The sequence below is a fragment of the Haliscomenobacter sp. genome, from assembly GCF_040403615.1.
Classification (GTDB): domain Bacteria; phylum Bacteroidota; class Bacteroidia; order Chitinophagales; family Saprospiraceae; genus Haliscomenobacter.
This window is the reverse complement of record NZ_JBBAKG010000021.1, coordinates 1-20,128: the sequence shown is the minus strand read 5'-3', so window position 1 is coordinate 20,128 and position 20,128 is coordinate 1. Positions and strand designations below refer to the sequence as shown.

Annotated in this window: 15 protein-coding genes; 4 read left to right on the top strand and 11 right to left on the bottom strand. The window is 46.2% G+C overall.

Annotated features, from left to right (window positions below):
* Positions 1-32: 32 nt before the first annotated feature.
* The 3 genes from ABW391_RS08915 to ABW391_RS08905 form a co-directional block, all read right to left on the bottom strand.
* A complete protein-coding gene (locus tag ABW391_RS08915; RefSeq protein WP_353481503.1) occupies positions 33-833 on the bottom strand; it encodes a hypothetical protein in 801 nt (266 codons plus the stop codon).
* Between the two features lie 520 nt (positions 834-1,353).
* Positions 1,354-2,523 (bottom strand): hypothetical protein, encoded by a 1,170-nt coding sequence (locus ABW391_RS08910; RefSeq protein WP_353481502.1) that lies wholly within the window; start codon positions 2,521-2,523, stop codon positions 1,354-1,356.
* Between the two features lie 120 nt (positions 2,524-2,643).
* Complete coding sequence (locus ABW391_RS08905) at positions 2,644-2,925, bottom strand: DUF2442 domain-containing protein (protein ID WP_353481551.1); 282 nt, start codon at positions 2,923-2,925, stop codon at positions 2,644-2,646.
* A gap of 405 nt (positions 2,926-3,330) precedes the next feature.
* On the opposite strand from ABW391_RS08905, the gene ABW391_RS08900 reads away from it, so the two are divergent.
* Entirely contained in the window at positions 3,331-6,531 is a 3,201-nt protein-coding gene (locus tag ABW391_RS08900) for a S41 family peptidase (RefSeq protein WP_353481501.1), read from the top strand.
* Between the two features lie 135 nt (positions 6,532-6,666).
* Here the strand turns inward: ABW391_RS08900 and ABW391_RS08895 are convergent, their stop codons facing one another.
* The 3 genes from ABW391_RS08895 to ABW391_RS08885 all read right to left on the bottom strand — a co-directional run bounded on the left by ABW391_RS08895 (position 6,667) and on the right by ABW391_RS08885 (position 9,983).
* Complete coding sequence (locus ABW391_RS08895; RefSeq protein WP_353481500.1) at positions 6,667-7,416, bottom strand: hypothetical protein; 750 nt, start codon at positions 7,414-7,416, stop codon at positions 6,667-6,669.
* A 150-nt stretch (positions 7,417-7,566) separates the two neighbouring features.
* A complete protein-coding gene (locus ABW391_RS08890) occupies positions 7,567-9,300 on the bottom strand; it encodes a helix-hairpin-helix domain-containing protein (RefSeq protein WP_353481499.1) in 1,734 nt (577 codons plus the stop codon).
* Between the two features lie 26 nt (positions 9,301-9,326).
* Positions 9,327-9,983: an OmpA family protein gene (locus ABW391_RS08885; protein ID WP_353481498.1), complete on the bottom strand. Its 657-nt coding sequence runs from the start codon at positions 9,981-9,983 to the stop codon at positions 9,327-9,329.
* A 396-nt stretch (positions 9,984-10,379) separates the two neighbouring features.
* Between ABW391_RS08885 and ffh the strand changes: the two genes are divergently transcribed.
* On the top strand, positions 10,380-11,729 hold the full coding sequence (ffh, locus tag ABW391_RS08880) for a signal recognition particle protein (protein WP_353481497.1): 1,350 nt from the start codon (positions 10,380-10,382) through the stop codon (positions 11,727-11,729).
* Positions 11,730-11,994: 265 nt separating this feature from the next.
* Here ffh and ABW391_RS08875 read toward each other — a convergent pair whose 3' ends face one another.
* Complete coding sequence (locus tag ABW391_RS08875) at positions 11,995-12,990, bottom strand: phosphotransferase (protein ID WP_353481496.1); 996 nt, start codon at positions 12,988-12,990, stop codon at positions 11,995-11,997.
* A gap of 6 nt (positions 12,991-12,996) precedes the next feature.
* Positions 12,997-14,256 (bottom strand): ADP-ribosylglycohydrolase family protein, encoded by a 1,260-nt coding sequence (locus ABW391_RS08870; RefSeq protein WP_353481495.1) that lies wholly within the window; start codon positions 14,254-14,256, stop codon positions 12,997-12,999.
* A gap of 156 nt (positions 14,257-14,412) precedes the next feature.
* On the opposite strand from ABW391_RS08870, the gene ABW391_RS08865 reads away from it, so the two are divergent.
* A complete protein-coding gene (locus tag ABW391_RS08865; RefSeq protein ID WP_353481494.1) occupies positions 14,413-15,303 on the top strand; it encodes an MBL fold metallo-hydrolase in 891 nt (296 codons plus the stop codon).
* A gap of 17 nt (positions 15,304-15,320) precedes the next feature.
* Here the strand turns inward: ABW391_RS08865 and ABW391_RS08860 are convergent, their stop codons facing one another.
* Together ABW391_RS08860 and ABW391_RS08855 are read right to left on the bottom strand one after the other, a co-directional pair.
* Positions 15,321-16,928 carry a GMC family oxidoreductase gene (locus ABW391_RS08860; RefSeq protein WP_353481493.1) on the bottom strand — a complete coding sequence of 536 codons (1,608 nt, stop codon included), beginning with the start codon at positions 16,926-16,928 and terminating at the stop codon, positions 15,321-15,323.
* Between the two features lie 37 nt (positions 16,929-16,965).
* The gene (locus ABW391_RS08855) at positions 16,966-17,652 is read right to left on the bottom strand and encodes an SIR2 family NAD-dependent protein deacylase (RefSeq protein ID WP_353481492.1); all 687 of its coding nucleotides are present in this window, start codon (positions 17,650-17,652) and stop codon (positions 16,966-16,968) included.
* 141 nt (positions 17,653-17,793) lie between these two features.
* Between ABW391_RS08855 and ABW391_RS08850 the strand changes: the two genes are divergently transcribed.
* Positions 17,794-18,579 carry a patatin-like phospholipase family protein gene (locus ABW391_RS08850; protein ID WP_353481491.1) on the top strand — a complete coding sequence of 262 codons (786 nt, stop codon included), beginning with the start codon at positions 17,794-17,796 and terminating at the stop codon, positions 18,577-18,579.
* 28 nt (positions 18,580-18,607) lie between these two features.
* On the opposite strand, the gene ABW391_RS08845 is transcribed toward ABW391_RS08850, so the two are convergent.
* A complete protein-coding gene (locus tag ABW391_RS08845) occupies positions 18,608-20,020 on the bottom strand; it encodes an APC family permease (RefSeq protein ID WP_353481490.1) in 1,413 nt (470 codons plus the stop codon).
* Between the last annotated feature and the right edge of the window lie 108 nt (positions 20,021-20,128).

Below are 20,128 nucleotides of genomic sequence, written 5' to 3'. Positions count from 1 at the left end.
AATAAGCGGGTATTGAATCAAGAGTACTCCTTTCAATTCCGTTTCACCCTCCAGTCCTCATCATCATCTCCAACGCCAGTGATGTTTGAATTTTTATTTTCTTCCATAAATTTGGCCATGTAAGCATCCTTTTCCGCTTGAATCTCTTGCAAAATGGCCAAAGACTGCGGACTGGCCGAAACATAATCCTTCAACTCGTCGATTAAGAACATTTTGCCGGCTTCCTCGTCTTCTGACCAACAGCAATTGAGTCCTGTATCGCACCAGGGGCGTTGCATACAATCGGGACAAAAGCCGCTACAGCCATCAAAAAACCAACCGCCACTACCTGGACTGCTCAGTTCAAATTCCTCTCCAATCCATTCCGCGACTGCCTTGTACACCAGTCGAGCAGGAATTCCCTCATTGAGGCTGATCCCATATCCGGCTTGTTCAACTGCATCCAACAGTTTTTCCAATTCAGCTTCCAGCTCCGCTTCTGGGATCTCAGCTGGATTTTTGACTTTAAACATTCTGGGCATCTGCTCGCGGATGGTTTTGCGAATGGGTTCTCCCTGTAGCCACAATTCAAAGCGATACCAATCACTTTCCGGCGAAATGCCCGGCGAGATTGGTGGAAAACAATAATCACCCTTTTCCAATTCCATCAGTTCCTGGCTGCCATATTGCTGGTACTTTTTTACAAAAGTCAATAGGTTTGCCAGCCGTCGGTTTTCCAAGTCCAAATCCATTGGAGTGAATACAAATACTTCGGCTAGGTTTAAGCCTAAGTCCTTGAATGCTTGCTTGAAGTGCAAGTTCTGCTGGTAAGATCCAAGCTCTGGGTTTAACATGATGTTTTGCTTTAAAAAAATTAGGAATTTAGGGTGATTAGCAAAACATCCAGCACAGGCAAAAATAAAAAAGATTTTTGTTTTTTAAAAGATAGTGCAGACAAACAAGAGAAAACTCGCACCAAACAAGAAGTCGAACAGCTCAAACAAGAACTTGAAGCGCTCCGAAAACGAGTTTCAAATGAGAATTTGAGGAATGACAAATGATGTAGATTTCAAGATAGAAGACTAGGCACCAGCAGATAACACTGACCACATCTATCATCTTGTAACCGCCCGTTTCAACGGGTGGATTCAAGGGCACTCACCCTTCACATCTAACATCCTTCCAGAGGTTTCCATCATTTACCATTTCATGATGCAAGCCTCTGGAGTGAAGTTAGATGTGAGTAGGTGGGTAGCCTTAAGCCCCCGACTAAAGTCGAGGGTTACAAGATTGTAGATGTATTTGAGCTATAAGTGTCACATAATCTAAGTTGCTCCTCCCAACAACGCTTCAACCCCGCTAGTTCAAGTTTTTTCATGTGCTTGCATTTGTTTTTTCAAAAACATATAAGGTGTTTTCTCGGTCTACTACAAACAATTGATTGTTGTGGTAATAAACTGTTAAAATCTTCCGAAGCAATCCTTGTGGTTCTATGTCAATTTCATATGACCAGTCAATTTCTAGTGTCTTCCTGTTGATGGCAACGATAATACCTTGATAGCTCTCACAAGTGTAGATGTATTCGTCATCAAAAGGTAAGGAATTAGAGACAAAATCCAGCGATTGATAATTTTTTTGTTTTAGATAACCACCCATGTCTACTACACGAAGAGATTCATTTGGTCGGTGAACGTCAAATTCCCAGTATTTTTGCATCCAAAGCCCAAAAATCATGTTATTCTTAGCATCAAATTCACTCGTTTCAAATTCCACAGATTTTGTAATACTAGGCACATCTTTAAGAGAATATTGAGTTTTTCCAGTCAAAAACTTCTTCTTCCAAATGTCTTTAACTTGTTCTTGATCAGGGTTTTGGACACCGTAAATAATTTTCCCAGTGTCGATATTTATAGCATAGATACTGCCTGACATGGTAGCTACCCAAATCAAGGCATTATGTATACCTATTATTTTAGTTATTTTATCATTTATCAATTCATCAGGTCCAGTATTATCTTGCCAAAATGGTCGATTGGGCAGCTGGCAGCTCCATAGTTGATCACCTGCATCCGAAAACCTATATACCAGCAAATCATTGGAAGCTAAACTTAAAAACAAATTTCCATTAGCTATAATGTAGCTACTCTTTTTTTCTCCTTTAAATAAAGGACAATTTTTTTTAAAATCAAAAATGCCGATTTCTCTAGGTGAATCTGGATGCTTAATAAAATATGAACCAAATTCAGATTTACTATTTTCATAGTAAATCTGTAGTTCAGTTGAACTGAATTCAGGTAATGAACCATCAAAACGCCATAGAAAGAATTGATTCGGTTCATACAACAATATATGAAGAACATGCTGCGCCACTTGCATCAAGTAGATGTTTCGATCAAATTGATAGATTGGAACCAGTTCTCCCTTGTTGTACCGACACAACACACCACCATCCGCCATAATGGTTTCATTCCCGATAAACTTCATCCACAATGACGAGTGTGAACCATTGTGTGAAAAAGATTTTTTAAAGACCAGACTATACATTTGCTTCTTCAATTTGGCTATTAATCTATAATTATTCCGGCTAGCTCAAGTTTTCCCATTAACTTTCATAGGATGACACTGGTATATGGGGAAGACTTGAACAAGCGGAAGACGGCGTCCTTAGCGCGAAACAGGAGTTACCTCGGCCTCAAGTGCCCATGTATAAAGGGTGTCGGGACAAAAATCTAACCCATTGGGCCATACCAGCGTTTCGGCCTCTGGATCAAGCTGAACTTGGGAGAAATAATCTTCTTGAAGCAGCTTGGAGAATGGGCTGTCTGCAGTAGTAGCCCATTTCTGCAAGCGTTGTTTAAATGGGATGCTAAGCACTTCTCCTGTATTGTAGCGGACAGTCACCGTGAAAGGCTCGACTTGGAGAATTTCTTTGATGAGGTGGATCATATTACTCAAGTGGGTCAATTTTAAAAAAATGGGGGCTGTCTGATTGAGCAGTTTCCCAATTGGTTCTGAGTTCTTGTTTATGCAAAGATGCCCATTCTTTGACTAATTGTAAAGCCCTCAACTTGTGTTGATCAAAGATACATGAACAAGTCCAATCCATATCAGTGGAGTCATCATTTTTTTAAGGGGTGGGAATTAAACAAAGTGGCCTGCGCAGTGAGTAATTTTGACGTCGTTTCCTTACTGTTGAACCTCAACCCAAAAAAATAATAGCCCAATTACCTTTTTTTGCATGGATACAACGGGCGAAAATTGGGCTATGATCAGTTCGTGTGCTCTAAATTAGCAGACTGTTTATCGGGAATTTTCCCGTTTCACCTGATTGTTTACACGCACAACCTAACCATGCAAAAACTAGTTACACTGCTGGCCTTGACAATTGTTTCTATTGCATTATCTGGCCAATCCAATCTTTTGCTGCGCCATCCGGCAATCAATAATGATGGTTCTCAAATTTCATTTTCATTCCAGGGTGATATTTGGACGGTTCCATCCGTTGGCGGAAAAGCAACCCGCCTCACCATCCATGAAGCCTACGAAGGAAATCCCATCTACAGTCCAGATGGCAAAAAAATTGCTTTTTCAGGAGCACGGTACGGCAACAACGATGTATTTGTGGTACCCTCCGAAGGTGGCAATCCCAAACGATTGACTTTTCATTCCGCAGGGGACAATGTAATGAGCTGGGCTTCAAATAGCCAAATTGTATTCAATACCAATCGGGAGTTTCGACAAATTGGAGGTCACCCAGAAGTGTATGGCATCAATGCTGCCGGTGGCACCGAATCTCGTTTGTTGGATATAGAAGCTTATGATCCGACTTATTCTCCCGACGGCCGTTTCGTCGCCCTGGTGCGCGGAAGCATCAACCCCGTTTTTCGGGAAGATTACAAGGGGAGCGCCAATCGGGAAATCTGGATTTACGATACCAAAAGCAAAAAGTGCAATAAATTGCCGCTTTTTGAAACCAACGACATCTTACCCCGCTGGGGCAACAATCGTGCTTTGTATTTCCTTAGCTCCATTTCAGGCACCTACAACCTGTACCGGATCAATCTCAACGAAAACGGACAAGCCCTGGGCAGTCCTGAGCAATTGACTACTTTTAAAGACGAAGCCATTCGCCATTTCAGCATTTCAAGCGATGGGTCGACCATTGTTTTTGAAAAAGACATGAATTTGTACCTCATGAAAGCGGGCAAAGGCAGTGGCACCAAAATCAACATCCAAATTGCTGCGGATGAACGCTTTGACCCTACTGAAATAAAAACCCAAAGCAACGGAGGAAGCGAATTGGCAATCTCACCCAATGGAAAGTTAATCGCCTATACCATTCGTGGGGAAGTATTTATCAAAGAGGCTGACAAAGAAAAAAACCGCAGCGTCAATGTGTCCGATCATCCCAATCGCGACATGAATCCCAGTTGGTTGAGTGATACCTCCTTGGTGTTTTGTTCTGACCGCATTGATGGAAATTTTGAATTGTTCTTGCTGCGTTCAGCTGACCGCGCTGAGCCCAATCCATTTAAGTCTCTCAAACACGAATTGATCCGCCTAACCAATACCCCGGAAGATGAATCTTCTCCGGTGGTTTCTGGCGATGGTAAGAAAATCGCATATGGGCGAGGGCGGGGAGATTTAATTGTAGTTGAAATTGCTGGCGATGGCAAACTAAGCAATGAAAAGATGTTGGTAAATGGTTGGACTGAAGCAAACGGCGTTACATGGAGTCCAGACAACAAATGGCTTGCTTACTCCATGGGCGATTTGTACTTCAACGACGAAGTGTTCATCCATGCTGCCGACAACTCCAAGGCTCCCGTCAATGTCACCATGCACCCAAGAACTGATTCGCAACCTTTTTGGAGCGCCGATGGCTCCAAATTGGGGTTTATCTCATCACGCAACAACCGCAATGCCGATGTGTGGTTTGTTTGGTTGAAAAAAGAAGATTGGGAAAAAGTGAGTCAGGATTGGGTTGAAAAAGAAAATCCAAGTGAAACCACTGCGGGAGCAGGAAAAAATAGCTCCAAAGCAGAATCCAAACCCATTCAAATCGACTTTGACAACATTCACCAACGACTGGTGCAAGTAACCAGTTCTCCTGGAGATGAAACTGGAGTAGTCATTTCCAAGGATGGACAAACTTTCTTTTACAGTGCGTTGAGCAGTACAGCACGTGGCCGCGATTTGTACAGCGTCAAATGGGACGGTAAGGATTTAAAAGAAATCACCAAGGGTGGCAGTAATCCCTTTGGTTTGCAAATGGACAAAGAAGGGAAATACGTGTATTATGGCCGACAAGGAGGATTTTCGCGCGTAGATGTTAAGTCGGGAGTTGCCGAAGGTTTGCCCTATATCGCCAAAATGAAAATCGATTATCCCGCCGAGCGCTTGCAAGTATTTGAAGAAGCCTGGCGCACCATTCGGGATGGATTTTACGATCCTAAAATGCACGGTTACGATTGGACGGCCTTGAGACAAAAATACCGTGAGCGCTGTGTCAACGCCTCCACCAACAACGACTTTCGCGATATGTTTAACTACCTCCTGGGAGAAATCAATTCCAGCCATATGGCTCTGACCGCGCCCGACCGTGCGGAAACCCAACAGGAAGCCACTGGATTGTTGGGTGTAGAATTGATGCCAGGTAAAGAAGGAATGCGGGTAAATCGGGTCGTCCCCGCAAGCCCGGCCAGTAAGGTTGGCAGTCAACTCAATTCTGGCGAGGTGATTACCGCAGTGAATGGGATTCCCTACAATGAAACGAGTAATTTTTATGAAAACTTGAATGGTCAAGTGAATGAAAAAGTATTGCTCAATGTTCAAAGTGCCGACGGCAAAAGCCGGGAAGTGGTGATTCGTCCTAGTTCAACCCTGGGAGACAACTTATATGATGAGTGGGTTGATAACCGAAAAAAATTGGTTGAGGAGTGGTCGAAAGGCCGTTTGGGCTACATTCACATTCGCGGGATGGATATTCCGAGTTTTGAGGAGGTAGAACGAGAGTTCACTGCCGCGGGTTATGGCAAGGATGGGTTGATTATCGACGTGCGCTTCAATGGTGGTGGCTCTACCGCCGATTACCTGATGACCGTCCTCAACTACAAGCAACACGCCTACACCATTCCACGGGGAGCCAGTGAAGACCTGGAAAAAGACAAGAAAAAGTTCCGCGACTACTACCCTACTGGAGAACGGCTGGTATTTTCAGCCTGGCTAAAGCCTTCGGTTGCCATTTGCAACGAGGGCAGTTATTCGAACGCCGAGATTTTTTCTCATGCTTATAAATCTCTGGGAATCGGAAAATTGGTAGGCCAGACTACGAATGGCTCGGTGATTTCGACTGGAGGTCGAGGTTTGATTGATGGATCTTTTGTGCGCTTGCCTTTCCGCGGCTGGTTTACCAAAACCACGGATAAGAATCAGGAATTGGGGCCAGCTATTCCAGATATCATTGTCGATAATTCACTGGATTATACGGCAAAAGGAACAGATGAGCAGTTGAAGGCGGCGGTTGACGCACTGCTGAAGGAGTTGAAATAACGGGAGTTTGGGGGACTTATCGCTCAAATACATTTAGAATTGTAACCCGCTGTTTCAACGGCGGGTTACAAAATTCCAGATGTGATTAGGATTGTAAAATGCTATTAATTTTTTGTAATCCTTGGATTCGCCATACTACAAAACCGTAAACTTCTCTTTAGGCACACTCTCAAACACCTGAATATCGGTCAGCTTGCGGTTACCACCGCGATCGCCTGAAATCAGGATTTTGCCTTGTCTCTGGTAGTTTTCCCAGGGCGTTGCGATGCTTGGTTTTTCGTCACTCGCGTTTTTAAAGTAATGCCATTGCACCACCAGGTGGCTCGTTTTGTCTACAAAAACCATATAGCGGTTTTCGGGGGTGCGGCCAACACCGGCAAAGGTCAATTCCAGTACCTCTGCTGCTGCGCCCGTTTCGGTGGGCATTTCACCCTTGTACTTGAGGGTTACGCCAGAGTCTTTCATTTTATAAGGCATGATCAACCAGTAGGAATCGTTGATCCAGATGGATTTGGCTACTCCAGCGTATTTTTTGATGGAATCAGGTTGGGTCATCACATTACCTTTGTGCTTGATGAGGCCAGTTTCCTTGTTTACGTCAATGATATAGGTACTCTTGTCAGCCGGGACATCGATGCGCACCTGCCCTTCTTTTTTGTCCCACAACAAAGTTCTGCGGCCAAAAAAACTCCAGGTGATGTAACGGGTAGCATCCCAGGCTTTGCGTCCGCCCATGGCTTCCATGACTTGATCGGCAATGGCGATGGCTTTGGGGTCAGATCCTGCTTCGTTGAAGCCTTTGGCGGCTGGATTGTTCGACTTTTGCGCCATCATACACAATGGCAGTAGCAACAGGGCTAAGCCCAGGGTGATTTTGGGTAACATACTTATGAGGGTTGAAAAGTTGAAAGGTTGAAAGTTGAAAAGTTGAAGCGTCTGGCAATGCAGGTTTTGAGCTACGCTATTGAGGCTCCGATTTCTGCACTACCGACAACTCTTCAACCTTTCAACTCTTCAACTTTTCAACATATTTAATTATGCAGGATTGCTTCCTTTGTCCAAGAATTTCTGGTATTCTTTCAGTTCGTCCCAACGGCCTTCGGCAGCGAGTGCAGCTTGGCGTGGCCAAGTGGCAGGTTTGGCCAGGCGGTAGTTTTCACCAGCAGCGTCCAGGATTTCGTACAAGCGGGCCACTAAAGTAGTAGCCAGATCGTCCCAGTTGTTGATTCCAGCTGCTTTAAGCAAGCTTTCAATTTTTGGGCCGATGCCTTCTACAATTTTCAGGTCTTCCGGATTGTTGCTAAAGCCCAGGATTTTCAGCGCCATGTCTTCCGCTTTGGAAGGCGTTTCAAAATCACCAGAAGATTCTTTGCCACCATCCAGGAATTTCTGGAACTCGATGAGTGCCGACCATTGGCCTTCCGCAGCCAGTTTGGCTTGTTGTGGCCAGGAAGTAGGATCCATCATTTTGTAGGCAGAGCCCGCAGCATCCAAAATTGGCTTGATTTCATCAGGAGATTTGCTGGCCAGGTCTGCCCAGGTGGCGATGCCATTGGAGGTCAACAACGCAGCAACTTTAGGGCCAATGCCTTCAATGATTTGCAGGTTGTCTGTACCAAACATTGCGGCGTAATTGATGCTTGCTTCGCGGCTGGCCAAACGTGCAGAGCTGAGTTTTTCAGCCAGTTTGTCCACTTTGGCAGGGTTGTCGCCATCGCCTACATTGCTGCGGCCAGCATCCAGACTGTGTTGTAGTGTAGCAAGTGTATCCCAATCATTGGCTGCGGCCAATTGTGCCTGGCGGGGCCATGAATCGGGATTCATCATGCTCAAGCTTGCTCCGGCAAGAATGGTATTGAGTTCATCCGAAGATTTAGCACCCAGGTCATCCCAACTGCGGATGCCATTTTCATACAACAGCGATTCAACTTTTGGGCCAATGCCTTCGATGATTTGCAGGTTGTTGTCCAGGAAAATGCGTCCGTAAGTTGCCCGATCGGAGCCTACACTACGCAGTTCCAATACTTTAGCTGCCATTTTTTCAATCTTGGCATCATTGCTGAAGTCGCCTGCTTTTTCGCGGCCACCACCCAGGAATCTTTGGTACTCAACCAATTCGTCCCATTTGCCCTCATGCGCCAATTGAGCCTGTTGAGACCAGGTGTCGGGATTCATCATGCCCAGGCCAGCTGCGCCCAAAATTGCACGAAGCTCCTCAGGTGTTTTTCCACCAAGGTCTCCCCAGGTTTGGATGCCTGCATTTTCCAAAATCACTTCAACCTTGGGGCCAATGCCTTCTACAATTTGCAGGTTATCGCTTTCAAACAAAGTGGCGTAGGCATTGGTATCTGTACCAGCTACTACCATTGCTGAATCATGCTCGATATCTGCCAATTCCAAATCAAGGTTGGGTTTCTCGGCGGCCACCACCAAAGCGGCGAGGTTGGCGTTGGTTACTTCCAATTTGGCTTTCAGACCAGCAGTTTCTGCTTCAGCATGCATGGTTTTTTTGTGCCATTCATCGTTTTCTTTGTGGCATTCATCCAATTTGTAGCGGAGGTCTACCATTTCTTTTTCCAGCTCACTGGCACGGTGGATCGACTCTGAAGAGGAAGTCAAAACTGTGGTGGAAGAATCGGCTGTATTTTTGCGTTTGCCCCAAAGCAGCCAACCCAACAAAAGCCCCAGCAAAAAAGGCAGGATACAAGCCAACAATAAAGGAAGCCAGCACGGAACTGGAATATGTAGCAATAGAATGTTTGTCAACATGACTAGGTTGTTTTTTGATTTTCGGATTATTTTTTGATCAAGCGCACTTCAACCCGACGGTTGTTGTGGCGGTTTTCTTCGGTGGTATTGGCAGCTACCGGCAGGGCTTCTCCTTTAGAAGCAGTGCTGATCAGGTCTGTTTTAACCCCCAATTTCACCAGCAGGTCGCGAATTTGTACTGCGCGGCTCTGTCCCAATTTAAGGTTGTAATCGGGTTCTCCTTTGCTGTCGGTGTGCCCGGTCAGGTCAATGCGTTCGCCAGTTTTGGCTACACGCTTGGCCAAGGTTTGAAGGTAGGCATCTACTTTAGGATCGTAATCCTTTTCTGTAGAATTGAATGGGAAACGGATGATGGCGCCATCGGCCACTTCTTCTACCGTTTCGGGGATCACTTTCTCTTTGGCAACCCAACTGAATTCCGAAGCGCTCAACCAAGCGTTTTTGTCAGCGGGAGGAGCGGTGTTCAACAGGCGACCACGCAGGCGAATGCGTTCTTCAGGAATGTTTTTGAAAAAAGCATCCCGAATTGCGGTTGCCCGGGCAAGGCCCATGGTTTCAAAGCCCGCAGGTGCTGCTTCACCTTCGTAAAACAACCCAACGATTTCCAAAATTTGATCATCGTTGTTTCCTGCCATCACCGCAGTAATCAAGGAGTCAAATCCAGGGCCTTTGGCTGGATTCATATCCCCAAACTTGAATTGGATGGGATATTGCCTCGTGGTATCAGCTGAATCTGAATCTGACAATATTCCTGAATTGGTTTGGTTTGTACCGCAAGCTTCGCAAATTTGCCGGGAGCAAAAATTGAGCAGACCGAAAAAGTACAATGCCAAAACCGCCAGGATCAATAAAATCCGTGTAGTTGTCGACATAAGATAATTTGGGTTTTTGAGGAGTTCAAAAAATTTATGCTTAAATATAACCATTAAGCTGTTCTTGGGGAAGGTTTCGCACAATAATTTTAGAAACCAGGCAATGAGGGCTTTTAAATGAATTTTGTGCGGCTCAAAATTTCATTTTCCACTTTACCAGTTCCATGTTTTTCGTATATTTGCTGCCTGTTTTTAATCTAGTGAATTATGCTTGAAAGTTTAAGTGAACGTTTGGAAGGTGCCTTAAAGGTACTCAAGGGTGAAAACAAGTTAACCGAGATCAACGTAGCTGCGTCCATCAAGGAAATTCGCCGTGCGTTGGTTGATGCGGACGTTAGTTATAAAATAGCGAAAGAGTTTACGGACAAGGTCAAGGAAAAAGCCCTTGGCTCTGACAACGTGCTCAAATCCGTTTCTCCGGGTCAGATGATGATCAAGATCGTCATGGATCAATTGACCGAGTTGATGGGCGGCCAGGCCGCAGGATTGAACCTTACTGGCAAACCCACCGTGATCTTGATCGCGGGGTTGCAGGGCTCAGGTAAAACGACCTTCAGCGGTAAATTGGCCAATTGGCTCAAGACCCAAAAGAAAAAAAGTCCACTGTTGGTGGCTTGTGACGTATACCGTCCTGCGGCCATGGATCAGTTGACGGTATTGGCAGAGCAGGTCGGCGTGCCGATCTACAAAGAACCGGAAAGCAAAAATCCGGTACAAATTGCGCTCAAAGCCATACAATACGCTACTGCCAACAATTGCGACGTAGTCATCGTGGATACCGCTGGCCGCTTGGCCATCGACGAAGAAATGATGGCCGAGATCAAAAACATCAAGGAGGCCATTCTGCCGCAGGAAACCTTGTTTGTAGTAGACTCCATGACGGGTCAGGATGCCGTCAATACCGCACAGGCTTTCAACGAAACCATCAACTTTGATGGGGTGGTACTCACCAAAATGGACGGCGATACGCGTGGTGGGGCGGCACTTTCGGTGAAGTACACCGTGGGTAAACCCATCAAATTTGCCAGTACTGGCGAAAAAATGGACGCCCTTGACATGTTCTATCCAGACAGGATGGCACAGCGGATTCTGGGGATGGGGGACATCGTATCCTTCGTTGAAAAGGCACAGGAACAGTTTGACGAAGAACTCGCCAAAAAACTGGAGAAAAAAATCCAGAAAAATAAATTCGATTTCAACGACTTCATGGCGCAGATCAACCAGATCAAAAAGATGGGGGATCTCAAAAGCATCATGGGCATGATACCGGGCATGGACAAGCTGACCCGCAACGTGGAAATCGACAACAACGCTTTTAAAAAGGTGGAAGCGATCATTCAATCGATGACGCCGCAAGAGCGCAACAATCCAGATTTGCTCAACATCAGCCGCAAACAACGTATTGCCCGCGGCTGTGGCCGCACCCTCAACGACGTGAACATGTTCATCAAGCAATTTGAGCAGATGCGCAAGATGATGCACAACATGAGCAAAATGCCAGGTTTTGGTTCTGGCGCTCCCGCCGGTGGCGGAGGGATGATGAAGCGGAGGCGTTGATGGAACGCTTGTCACTTTTTGTCTGATACAAAAAGTAACCAAAAAAATCAAGGCTGTATTGAAATCCTACGATTTTGCGAAAGCTCCGGCGGCGCGAAAAAAACTCGCCCCTCCTGCGTCGGGTCTCAAACAGTTTTTCGCTTAACCCGCCTCCACTTCCGCAAAATCGGGATTTCAATAAGGCCTTTTCCGCATTGCTATGGATATTTCAGGTTATGTGGACTTTTAAGTACTGCGTAATGTGAGATCAAAAAACTCCACCTTCTCACAATTCCAGCTCCAACCCAAGTTGTTCCATTGCCAATCTTGTCAAGGTTTCCTTTTCAGGAATGCCCATGTCCAAGGGCAATTGCGCGACGCCAAAAAATCTGCGCAGGATTTCCACTGCTGCGAAATCCTGACAAGCAGCGGCATCAAATTCGCCATAATGGGTATTGAAGCAATCTAGTGCAGCACTCCAGGTCATGCCGCAGAAACACAAATGCGCCAGACAAACCCCCAAGTCAAAAGCAGGAGTTCCTCGAAAACAGAACTCTGGGTCAATCACAAAAACGCCTCTTCTGGTGCGCAACCAACTGCCTGGAAAAAAATCTCCGTGCAGCAGCGTATCTCCGTCAGCCAGGTAAATTTGGCCCAGGGCCAGGGTCTTTGTTCGCAAGGTCGGGTGTGAAAAAATAGTCCGTTCAGCCAGTGATTGCAATCCAGGTTGAATGGCTTCTAGGTTTAGGCCATTCTCTTGCTGAAACGGAAAATCAAAAATGTGGAAATGGTTGAGCTCCCGCATGGCGCGGTTCTGAAAATTTGTGGCGGATGGTGTTTCCCGGCTTTGTTGGTGCAGCGTACGCAAAAAGACGAGCAGATGTGCGAGATCAGATTCAGGCAAAGCCTCTTTCTGGGCATAATAGGCCGTAAAATCTGTCCCTTCGCCCAAATCTTCAATCACTTGCAAATGATCTTCTGGGCTAAAATACAACGATTTGGGGAGCATCCCCCCTACCCTTTCCCAGGATGAGGTTGCTGCAAAAAACGCGGCTTCCATGTCCGCCCGTTCGATGGGCGCAGGAATGGTCGGGTATTTTTCTACGTAGGGCCGGGCTTGCTTCAGGATCAGGCTGCGCTCGGTGGTTTTTACGCGTAGGGTGTAATTCATGTTGCCTTCGCCTGCTTTTTCAGCAGATATGACGGGCTCGTTACCGGCAATAATTTGGTGATCGAGCAACCAGTTTTCGATCTCAGGCAGTTGATCTTTGTCTAAATGCATAGGTAATTAATGTTGTTGCATTGCCAGAATTTTATCGGTCAGTTGATTGGCCATTTGTTCCAAATCGTTATCCAAGAGTTTTTTATTCTCCCGCAGAACCGGTTCCACCAAGCGGGCAGGCAGATGATCTGCTCCGCAAAATGCCCCCAGGACTCCCCCTAAAATAGCCGAAGTGGTATCGTTGTCGCGACCATAATTGACCAGAAAAATGAGTGCTTTTTCAAAGTCAAAATCTGCAAAAAGCATGGCTGTTAGCACTTCAAGGGTGATTTCTCCGGCATGAAAGGGCATGTCCTGGTTTTTGGCGTCCAGCAATTCAAACGCCTTTTGCATGCGGGTCAGGTACAGCGCATCCAGCTTGAGGTGCTTTGGATGGGGTAATTTGGTGCTGTCTACATCAGACCACTGCAATTTTTGGGTTGCAAAAATGATCTGCCGCGCTTCGCGCAAAATGCGGTAAGCGGAGCGCCCCACCAGGCGGCTTTTGAAAAAACCTTGTGGATCCACATCCCGAAAAACCGACAACATCGATTCTCCAGTCGCACCTTTAGTCATCCCCTGCGCGGTCATGGCGGCAATTAATGCACTCAGGTCACGGGCATATCCGATGTCAAAAATGCAGATTTTATAGGTTTCCTCGTAGGCTTTCAAAGGGTTTCCAGGAAAAAGCAAGCCTGTAGCAGGAGCATACAAAAGGCCACCACAGACCATTTCTCCTCCGTAAAAACGGTTGAGGGCTTCGTTATATTTAAGGTAATCTCCAGCAATGAAAGGACGAGCCACCAAAGCCCACTCTTGCAACCAGGCCATGCGCCGGGCCTGGTCTTCATAAGGTTCGGGAGCAAATCCTTCGGTGTTCTTGAGCCCTTTGATGGCTGCTTCGTATTCTTTTACTAGTAGGCTGGCGAAATCTTTTGCACTGAATTCGCCCTTGCTTCCGGTGTTCAACAAGTATTGCACCACCAGTTTTTTCCAACGCGTATCATCGGTAGTGCCACCTGCAGGGAGGTTCATGCGCCAGGTACCTTCGGGCGAGGGTTCACGCACCATGGAATCCAGGTGGTCAACGAAACCGTACTCCATTTTGATGTTATCGCGCGACCACATTTCGGTAGGCGCGCCCATCGCATCGCCAATAGCGGAACCAATCAGCATGCCTTTGACTTTATTGAGCAGTTCTGGGCGACTAAGTTGAAGCGATGAGGTTTGAGCAACCAATAACTGTAGGGAAAAACACAATACACAGGTAGAAATGATATGCCGCATGCCTAAATGAAATTGAAATGGTTTATAGTAGGTTACAATGATACTGTTTTTAACTAAGCAGGTAAGCATTCAGGTTTCTTTTATTAAACTTTTCGCTTCATTTATAGTTCAACTGTTCAACTCTTCATCCTATATTTACCAACTCAAAACAAGCTTATGATCAAAATCCTCGACCTTCAATTTTTGGGTGCTTCGGAAGCGATAGCAGCATTTCTGATAGAAACCGACAGTGGCCCAGTTCTGATTGAAACGGGGCCTTACTCCACATTCCCAGTACTTGAAGCGGGACTGGCCCAATATGGCTACACCCCGGCAGATATTAAGCATGTTTTCATCACCCACATTCACTTTGACCATGCTGGAGCGGCCTGGGCATTTGCCAAGCATGGTGCAACCATTTACCTCCATCCATTTGGGGCAAAGCACATGAATAATCCTGAAAAATTACTCAATTCTGCGCGCCGCATTTATCAAGATCAAATGGATATGCTGTGGGGAGAAATGAATCCTATCCCGCAAGAGCAGCTCCGGGTGGTTGCACATGGGGAAACCATCTATCTTGAAGACTTGCAGGTCAAAGCCTGGCATACGCCTGGCCACGCTGTACACCACTTGGTATGGCAAATCGGTGATAATGTATTTACAGGTGATGTAGCTGGTGTGAAAATTGGCAATGGCATCGTAGTACCTCCTTGTCCACCGCCAGACATCAATGTAGAAGATTGGTTGCAATCCATTCGTTTGTTGTCGAGCTTGAAGCCTTCTCAATTGTTCTTGACCCATTTTGGGTCAGTCAGCGAAGATATTCCGCATCATTTACTGGATTTGGAAAAACGCCTACTGGATTGGGCCAATTGGATCAAACCGCATTTTGATGCCCAAACTCCTGCCGAAACCATTGTACCCATTTTTGAGGAATATGTACAACAACAATTGGTAGAAGGCGGCGCCAATAGCGATGATTTGGAAAAATACGCTGCTGCCAATCCTGCCCACATGAGTGTGGCTGGGTTGTTGAGGTATTGGGCCAAAAAGAATGAGCAGTAAAAATCAATCAACACTACCTAAGGAACGATGAAAAAATCCGCAGCTTTCTCTGCAATCATAATGACGGACGCATTGGTATTGCCCGAAACAATCGTAGGCATTATCGATGCATCGACTACGCGCAAGCCTTCGATGCCATGTACCCGCAATTGATCATCAACCACCGCCAACTCATCACTACCCATTTTACAGGTTCCGATGGGGTGGTAAACCGTTTCAACCCGGTGTTTGATGTGATCGGCAATGGCATCGTCTGATGCCCCGTAGGCAGGTGGCATCACCCGGGATTTGGTCAAGTCCAGCAAAGGTTTCTTTTCCATGATTTCCATGGCCAACTTGATGCCTTCTACCAAGATATTCAGGTCATGTTCCTGGCTCAAGAAATTGGGTTGAATCAAGGGCGCAGCATTGGGATCCGTTGAATGCAGCCCAACGTAGCCTCTGCTTTTGGGCTTGAGGAGCGTAGGTAAAATGCTGTATCCATCTACGGTAGGCAAAGTCTTCCAATTGTGCAGGTCGGTAGAGTAATCCGCTTGAATGGGGGCAAAATGCAATTGCAGATCCGGGCGGTCATGGTCTTTGAATATTTTGGTAAACGCTACGGCTTCTAAAGGCCCGATGGTCATTGGCCCCGATTTTTGGAAGGCGTATTGCAACAGGTAGCGCAGTTGATTAAACGGCGTCAATGCGTGATTGAGGCCTTTTGAGGTGGTAATCGCTGAAGTATTGACAAACAGGTGATCCTGCAAGTTTTGCCCTACCCCTGGCAGTTCTTTTTTTAGGGGTATCCCCCATTTTTGCAATTCATCAGAAGCTCCTACTCCTGAAAGCAACAACAACTGTGGACTATTGAAAGCACCCGCACTGAGGATGACCTCCTTCTTGGCTTTTGCCGTTTGCAGCGATTTTCCTTTTTGCAAAAATTCTACGCCAACCGCTTTGTCGTTTTCGATCAAAATCCGCTGGGTCTGCGCCCAGGTGACAACGGTTAAATTTGGGCGATTCAATACTGGTTTCAAAAAAGCAGTTGCCGTACTGTGCCGCTTTTGATCTTTGATGGTAAATTGAAACAGCCCAGCTCCTTCCTGTATTGCGCCATTGACGTCCTGGTTGGCGGGAATACCAGATTCAATACAGGAGGCCACAAATGCATCGGCACTCGGCGTGCGGAAATTTTGGTTAAAGGTGACATTCAACAAACCGCCTGAACCATGATAATCATTGCCCAATTGGCTCAATTGTTCATTGTTTTCGGAACGTTTGAAGTAGGGTAAAACCTGGTCAAAGCCCCAAGCAGTGTTGCCCAGTTTGGCCCAGTCGTTGTAATCTTCCTGATTTCCCCGAATGTAGGCCATGGCGTTGGTAGAGCTGCTCCCTCCGAGGGCTTTGCCCCTGGGCAGGTATACTTTACGGTTGTACAGATTGGCCTGGGGTTCGGTTTCAAAGCCCCAGTCTACCTCCGAGCGGTGCAATTTGGCATAGCCAGCGGGGATGTGGATTTCCAATTTGCGATCGGGGCCACCGGCCTCTAGCAGCAAGACCTGATTTTCGGGATTGGCCGACAAGCGATTGGCCAGTACACAACCCGCTGAACCTGCTCCGATGATGATGTAGTCAAAAGTCATGTTTGTCTTTTTTCTTTGGATAAGTGCTGGATCCTAATTAAAGCAAATCATCCACCAATTTCCGCACCCCCACGGTTGCTTTTTGGGCAATGATGTTTATGTTTGGAAAATCATGCTTCGAAAAAGCGGGCTTGGGATCAATGTAATAAATCGGGGCATGACCTGGCGCATAATCGACTAACCCCGCAGCCGGATAAACCTGCATTGAAGTGCCAATGATGATGAGGCAATCGCATTCGGACACGGCCCTGGCGCCCTCCTCTATTTTGGGAACGGCCTCACCAAACCACACGATGTGGGGGCGCATTTGATGGCCTTTTTCGCACAAAATGCCTTGGTTAAGATCTTCTTCCCACTCCAAAATCAGGTTTTCGCATTTGGTACAGCGCACTTTGCGCAACTCGCCATGCAAATGTACAATTGAAGAACTGCCTGCCCTTTCGTGAAGATCATCAACGTTTTGGGTAACAATTTTGACGTCGTATTTTTGCTCGAGCTCAACCAAGGCCAGATGCGCAGCATTGGGTTTGACCTTTTTGAGTTGCTTGCGTCTTTGGTTGTAAAACTTCAACACCAATTCCTGGTCTCGATGCCAACCATCAATTGAAGCCACATCCATGACGTCGTGTTTTTCCCATAAGCCATTGGCATCCCGAAAAGTGCTGATCCCGCTTTCGGCACTCATTCCTGCTCCAGTAAGGACTACAATTCTTTCTTTTCTCATAAAATATTACAATGAAAATGAGGGTATTTTATTTCAACGCCTGATAAATAGCTACCCGAAATTTACGGACAAATTCGGAATAATCAGCATTTAGTAAACATTTCAGCACGAATAAGCTTTATACCTTTAAATGATTCGCCCATGACGACTGAACCAAACCTTGCCCTCTCTCTATCCGGTGGCGCTGCCCGCGGAGCTTACCAAATTGGCGTATGGAAGGCCTTGCACGAACACGGCCTCCAACCATTCATCAAAGTAGCAACAGGTTCCTCGGTGGGCGCCATCAATGCAGCGCTTATCGTACAAGGTGATGTGCAAAAAGCCCTTGATTTGTGGCGCGACAGCCAGCCCGAAGAAGCTTTTGACAACCTGCGCGAGCACCCCGAAGAAGGATACCTGGGTTTGGTAAAAGATGGCCTGCGCAATCGAGGCATCCGGGTAAATGGCCTAAAAAATCTGTTGCGCCGGGTCTTGAATGAAGGCCAGATCCGCAATTCATCCATTGATTTTGGACTGGTCATCTACAACCTCTCTCAACGACGCGGAGAATCCTATTTTCAGGAAGAAATCCCCGCAGATCAACTGGTGGAGTACATCATTGGCAGTGCCAGTTTTCCAGCCTTTCAGTCGCACCAAATTGGCAGCAACAAATACATCGACGGCGGGGTATACAAAATTATGCCCGTAGATTTGACCTTTCAAAAGCCCAATATCGACCTCCTCATCGGGATTGATGTAGCTGAAGCATCCAAGTTTTTGCCTTTACTGTGGGGACTAAAGCGCAAGTATGGGGAGCGATTGTTGTACCTCCGTCCTTCGCGTACTTTGCCCAACCCGGCCAATTTTTCAGAGCAAGCCCGCTTGCAGCAATTGGAAATCGGCTATGCAGATGGACTACAATTGATCAAGAAACTGCCTTTTGGATAGACCCTTTCTTGATCAATAATAGCAAAAATTAAGCGTTGACATCTCTTTTTCTCCAGAAATAATAGAAGGGCAAACCCGATGCAATCAGTGCCAATCCAAAAAATGCATCCCGGGGTTGGTTGATCAAGGTATTGCCAATCAAAACAATACAAAACAGGATGAAGACAATCGGAACGACAGGGTATCCCCACACCCGGTATGGACGGTGCGCATCCGGCATGGTGCGTCGCAACACAAACACACCATAAGTAGTCGCTCCATAAAACAAGAAGGAAGCAAAAATCAGCATATCCGTCAATTGGTCAAAACTGCCCGTGAAGACCAACCCACATGCCCAAATACACTGGTAAATCAAGGCTTTGCTCGGCGTTTGATAGGTTGGATGAATCTCATCTGCGCCCTTGAAAAACACCCCTTCCCCCGCCATGGCAAAATAAGTACGTGCAGCAAGCAGAATGGTAGTATGGGTAGAGGCCAGAGTAGTAATCAAAATCAACACTGAAATGAAGTAGCCACCACCAGCGCCCCAAAACGACTTAACGGCCTCAATTGCGGCAATACTATTGGTTGAGCGCTTGATTTCGATCAATTGATCGATGGGCAGCAAAATGAGGTAAGTAACGTTGGCCAAAAGATATACGGTAATCACCGCCAATACACCCCAAAACAACACAATCGGTAAATTTCGGTTGGGATTTTGAATTTCTCCACCGATGTAGCCGATGGTATTCCAACCCTCATAAGCCCAAAAGGCGGCCAGCATAGCGGTAAACATCCCTGAAACCAATCCACCCCAGCCCGGACTTACGTAACCTGTCGCATTTTGGGTGAGTCGGCTCCAATCTGCCTGTCCACTAGTCATGCCAAAAACGACGATGGTGCCGATGCCTAACAGTACCAAGACAATCAACAACTTGCTGATCTGACCACCCAATTTCACGCCCCGAATATTCACATAGGTTAGCAAAACGATAATGAGTGCTGTAAAAAGTTTAACACTGAAATTGTCAAATGGGTAGATCACGCCAAACAGGTTAAACCCAGCCAGTTCTGGAAACAATTGGGGCAGCGGAATCAGCGAATTAAATGATTGGGTAAATACGTATGCGATAGAAGCGATCGCTGCAGTCTTTATTACTGCAAAACTTGCCCATCCGAATATAAAAGCAAAAAATTTGCCGTATATTGTGCGATAATAACGGTATTCACCACCGGTTCCAGCCAACAAACTTGCCACTTCGGCATTACTGATTGCTCCAGCCAGGCTAATTAGCCCACCGAGCAACCAACAAATCATAACCAACATAGGTGATTGAAGAGTATCAGACATGGGCGCTACTTTTTTGTAAACTCCTGATCCGATAATTGAACTAATGATCAACGCAATTGCCGTTGGCAATGTAATGGCCGCAGCCAATTGTTTTGATTTATTATTGGTCATAATAAAGAGTGTTGCGGATTTTATTTCCCTGCATTAAAAATCAAAAATACAATCCTTGCTCAAAGGAGCAAGGATTATTTTAATTCCCTCTTTAACACATTAAATTAA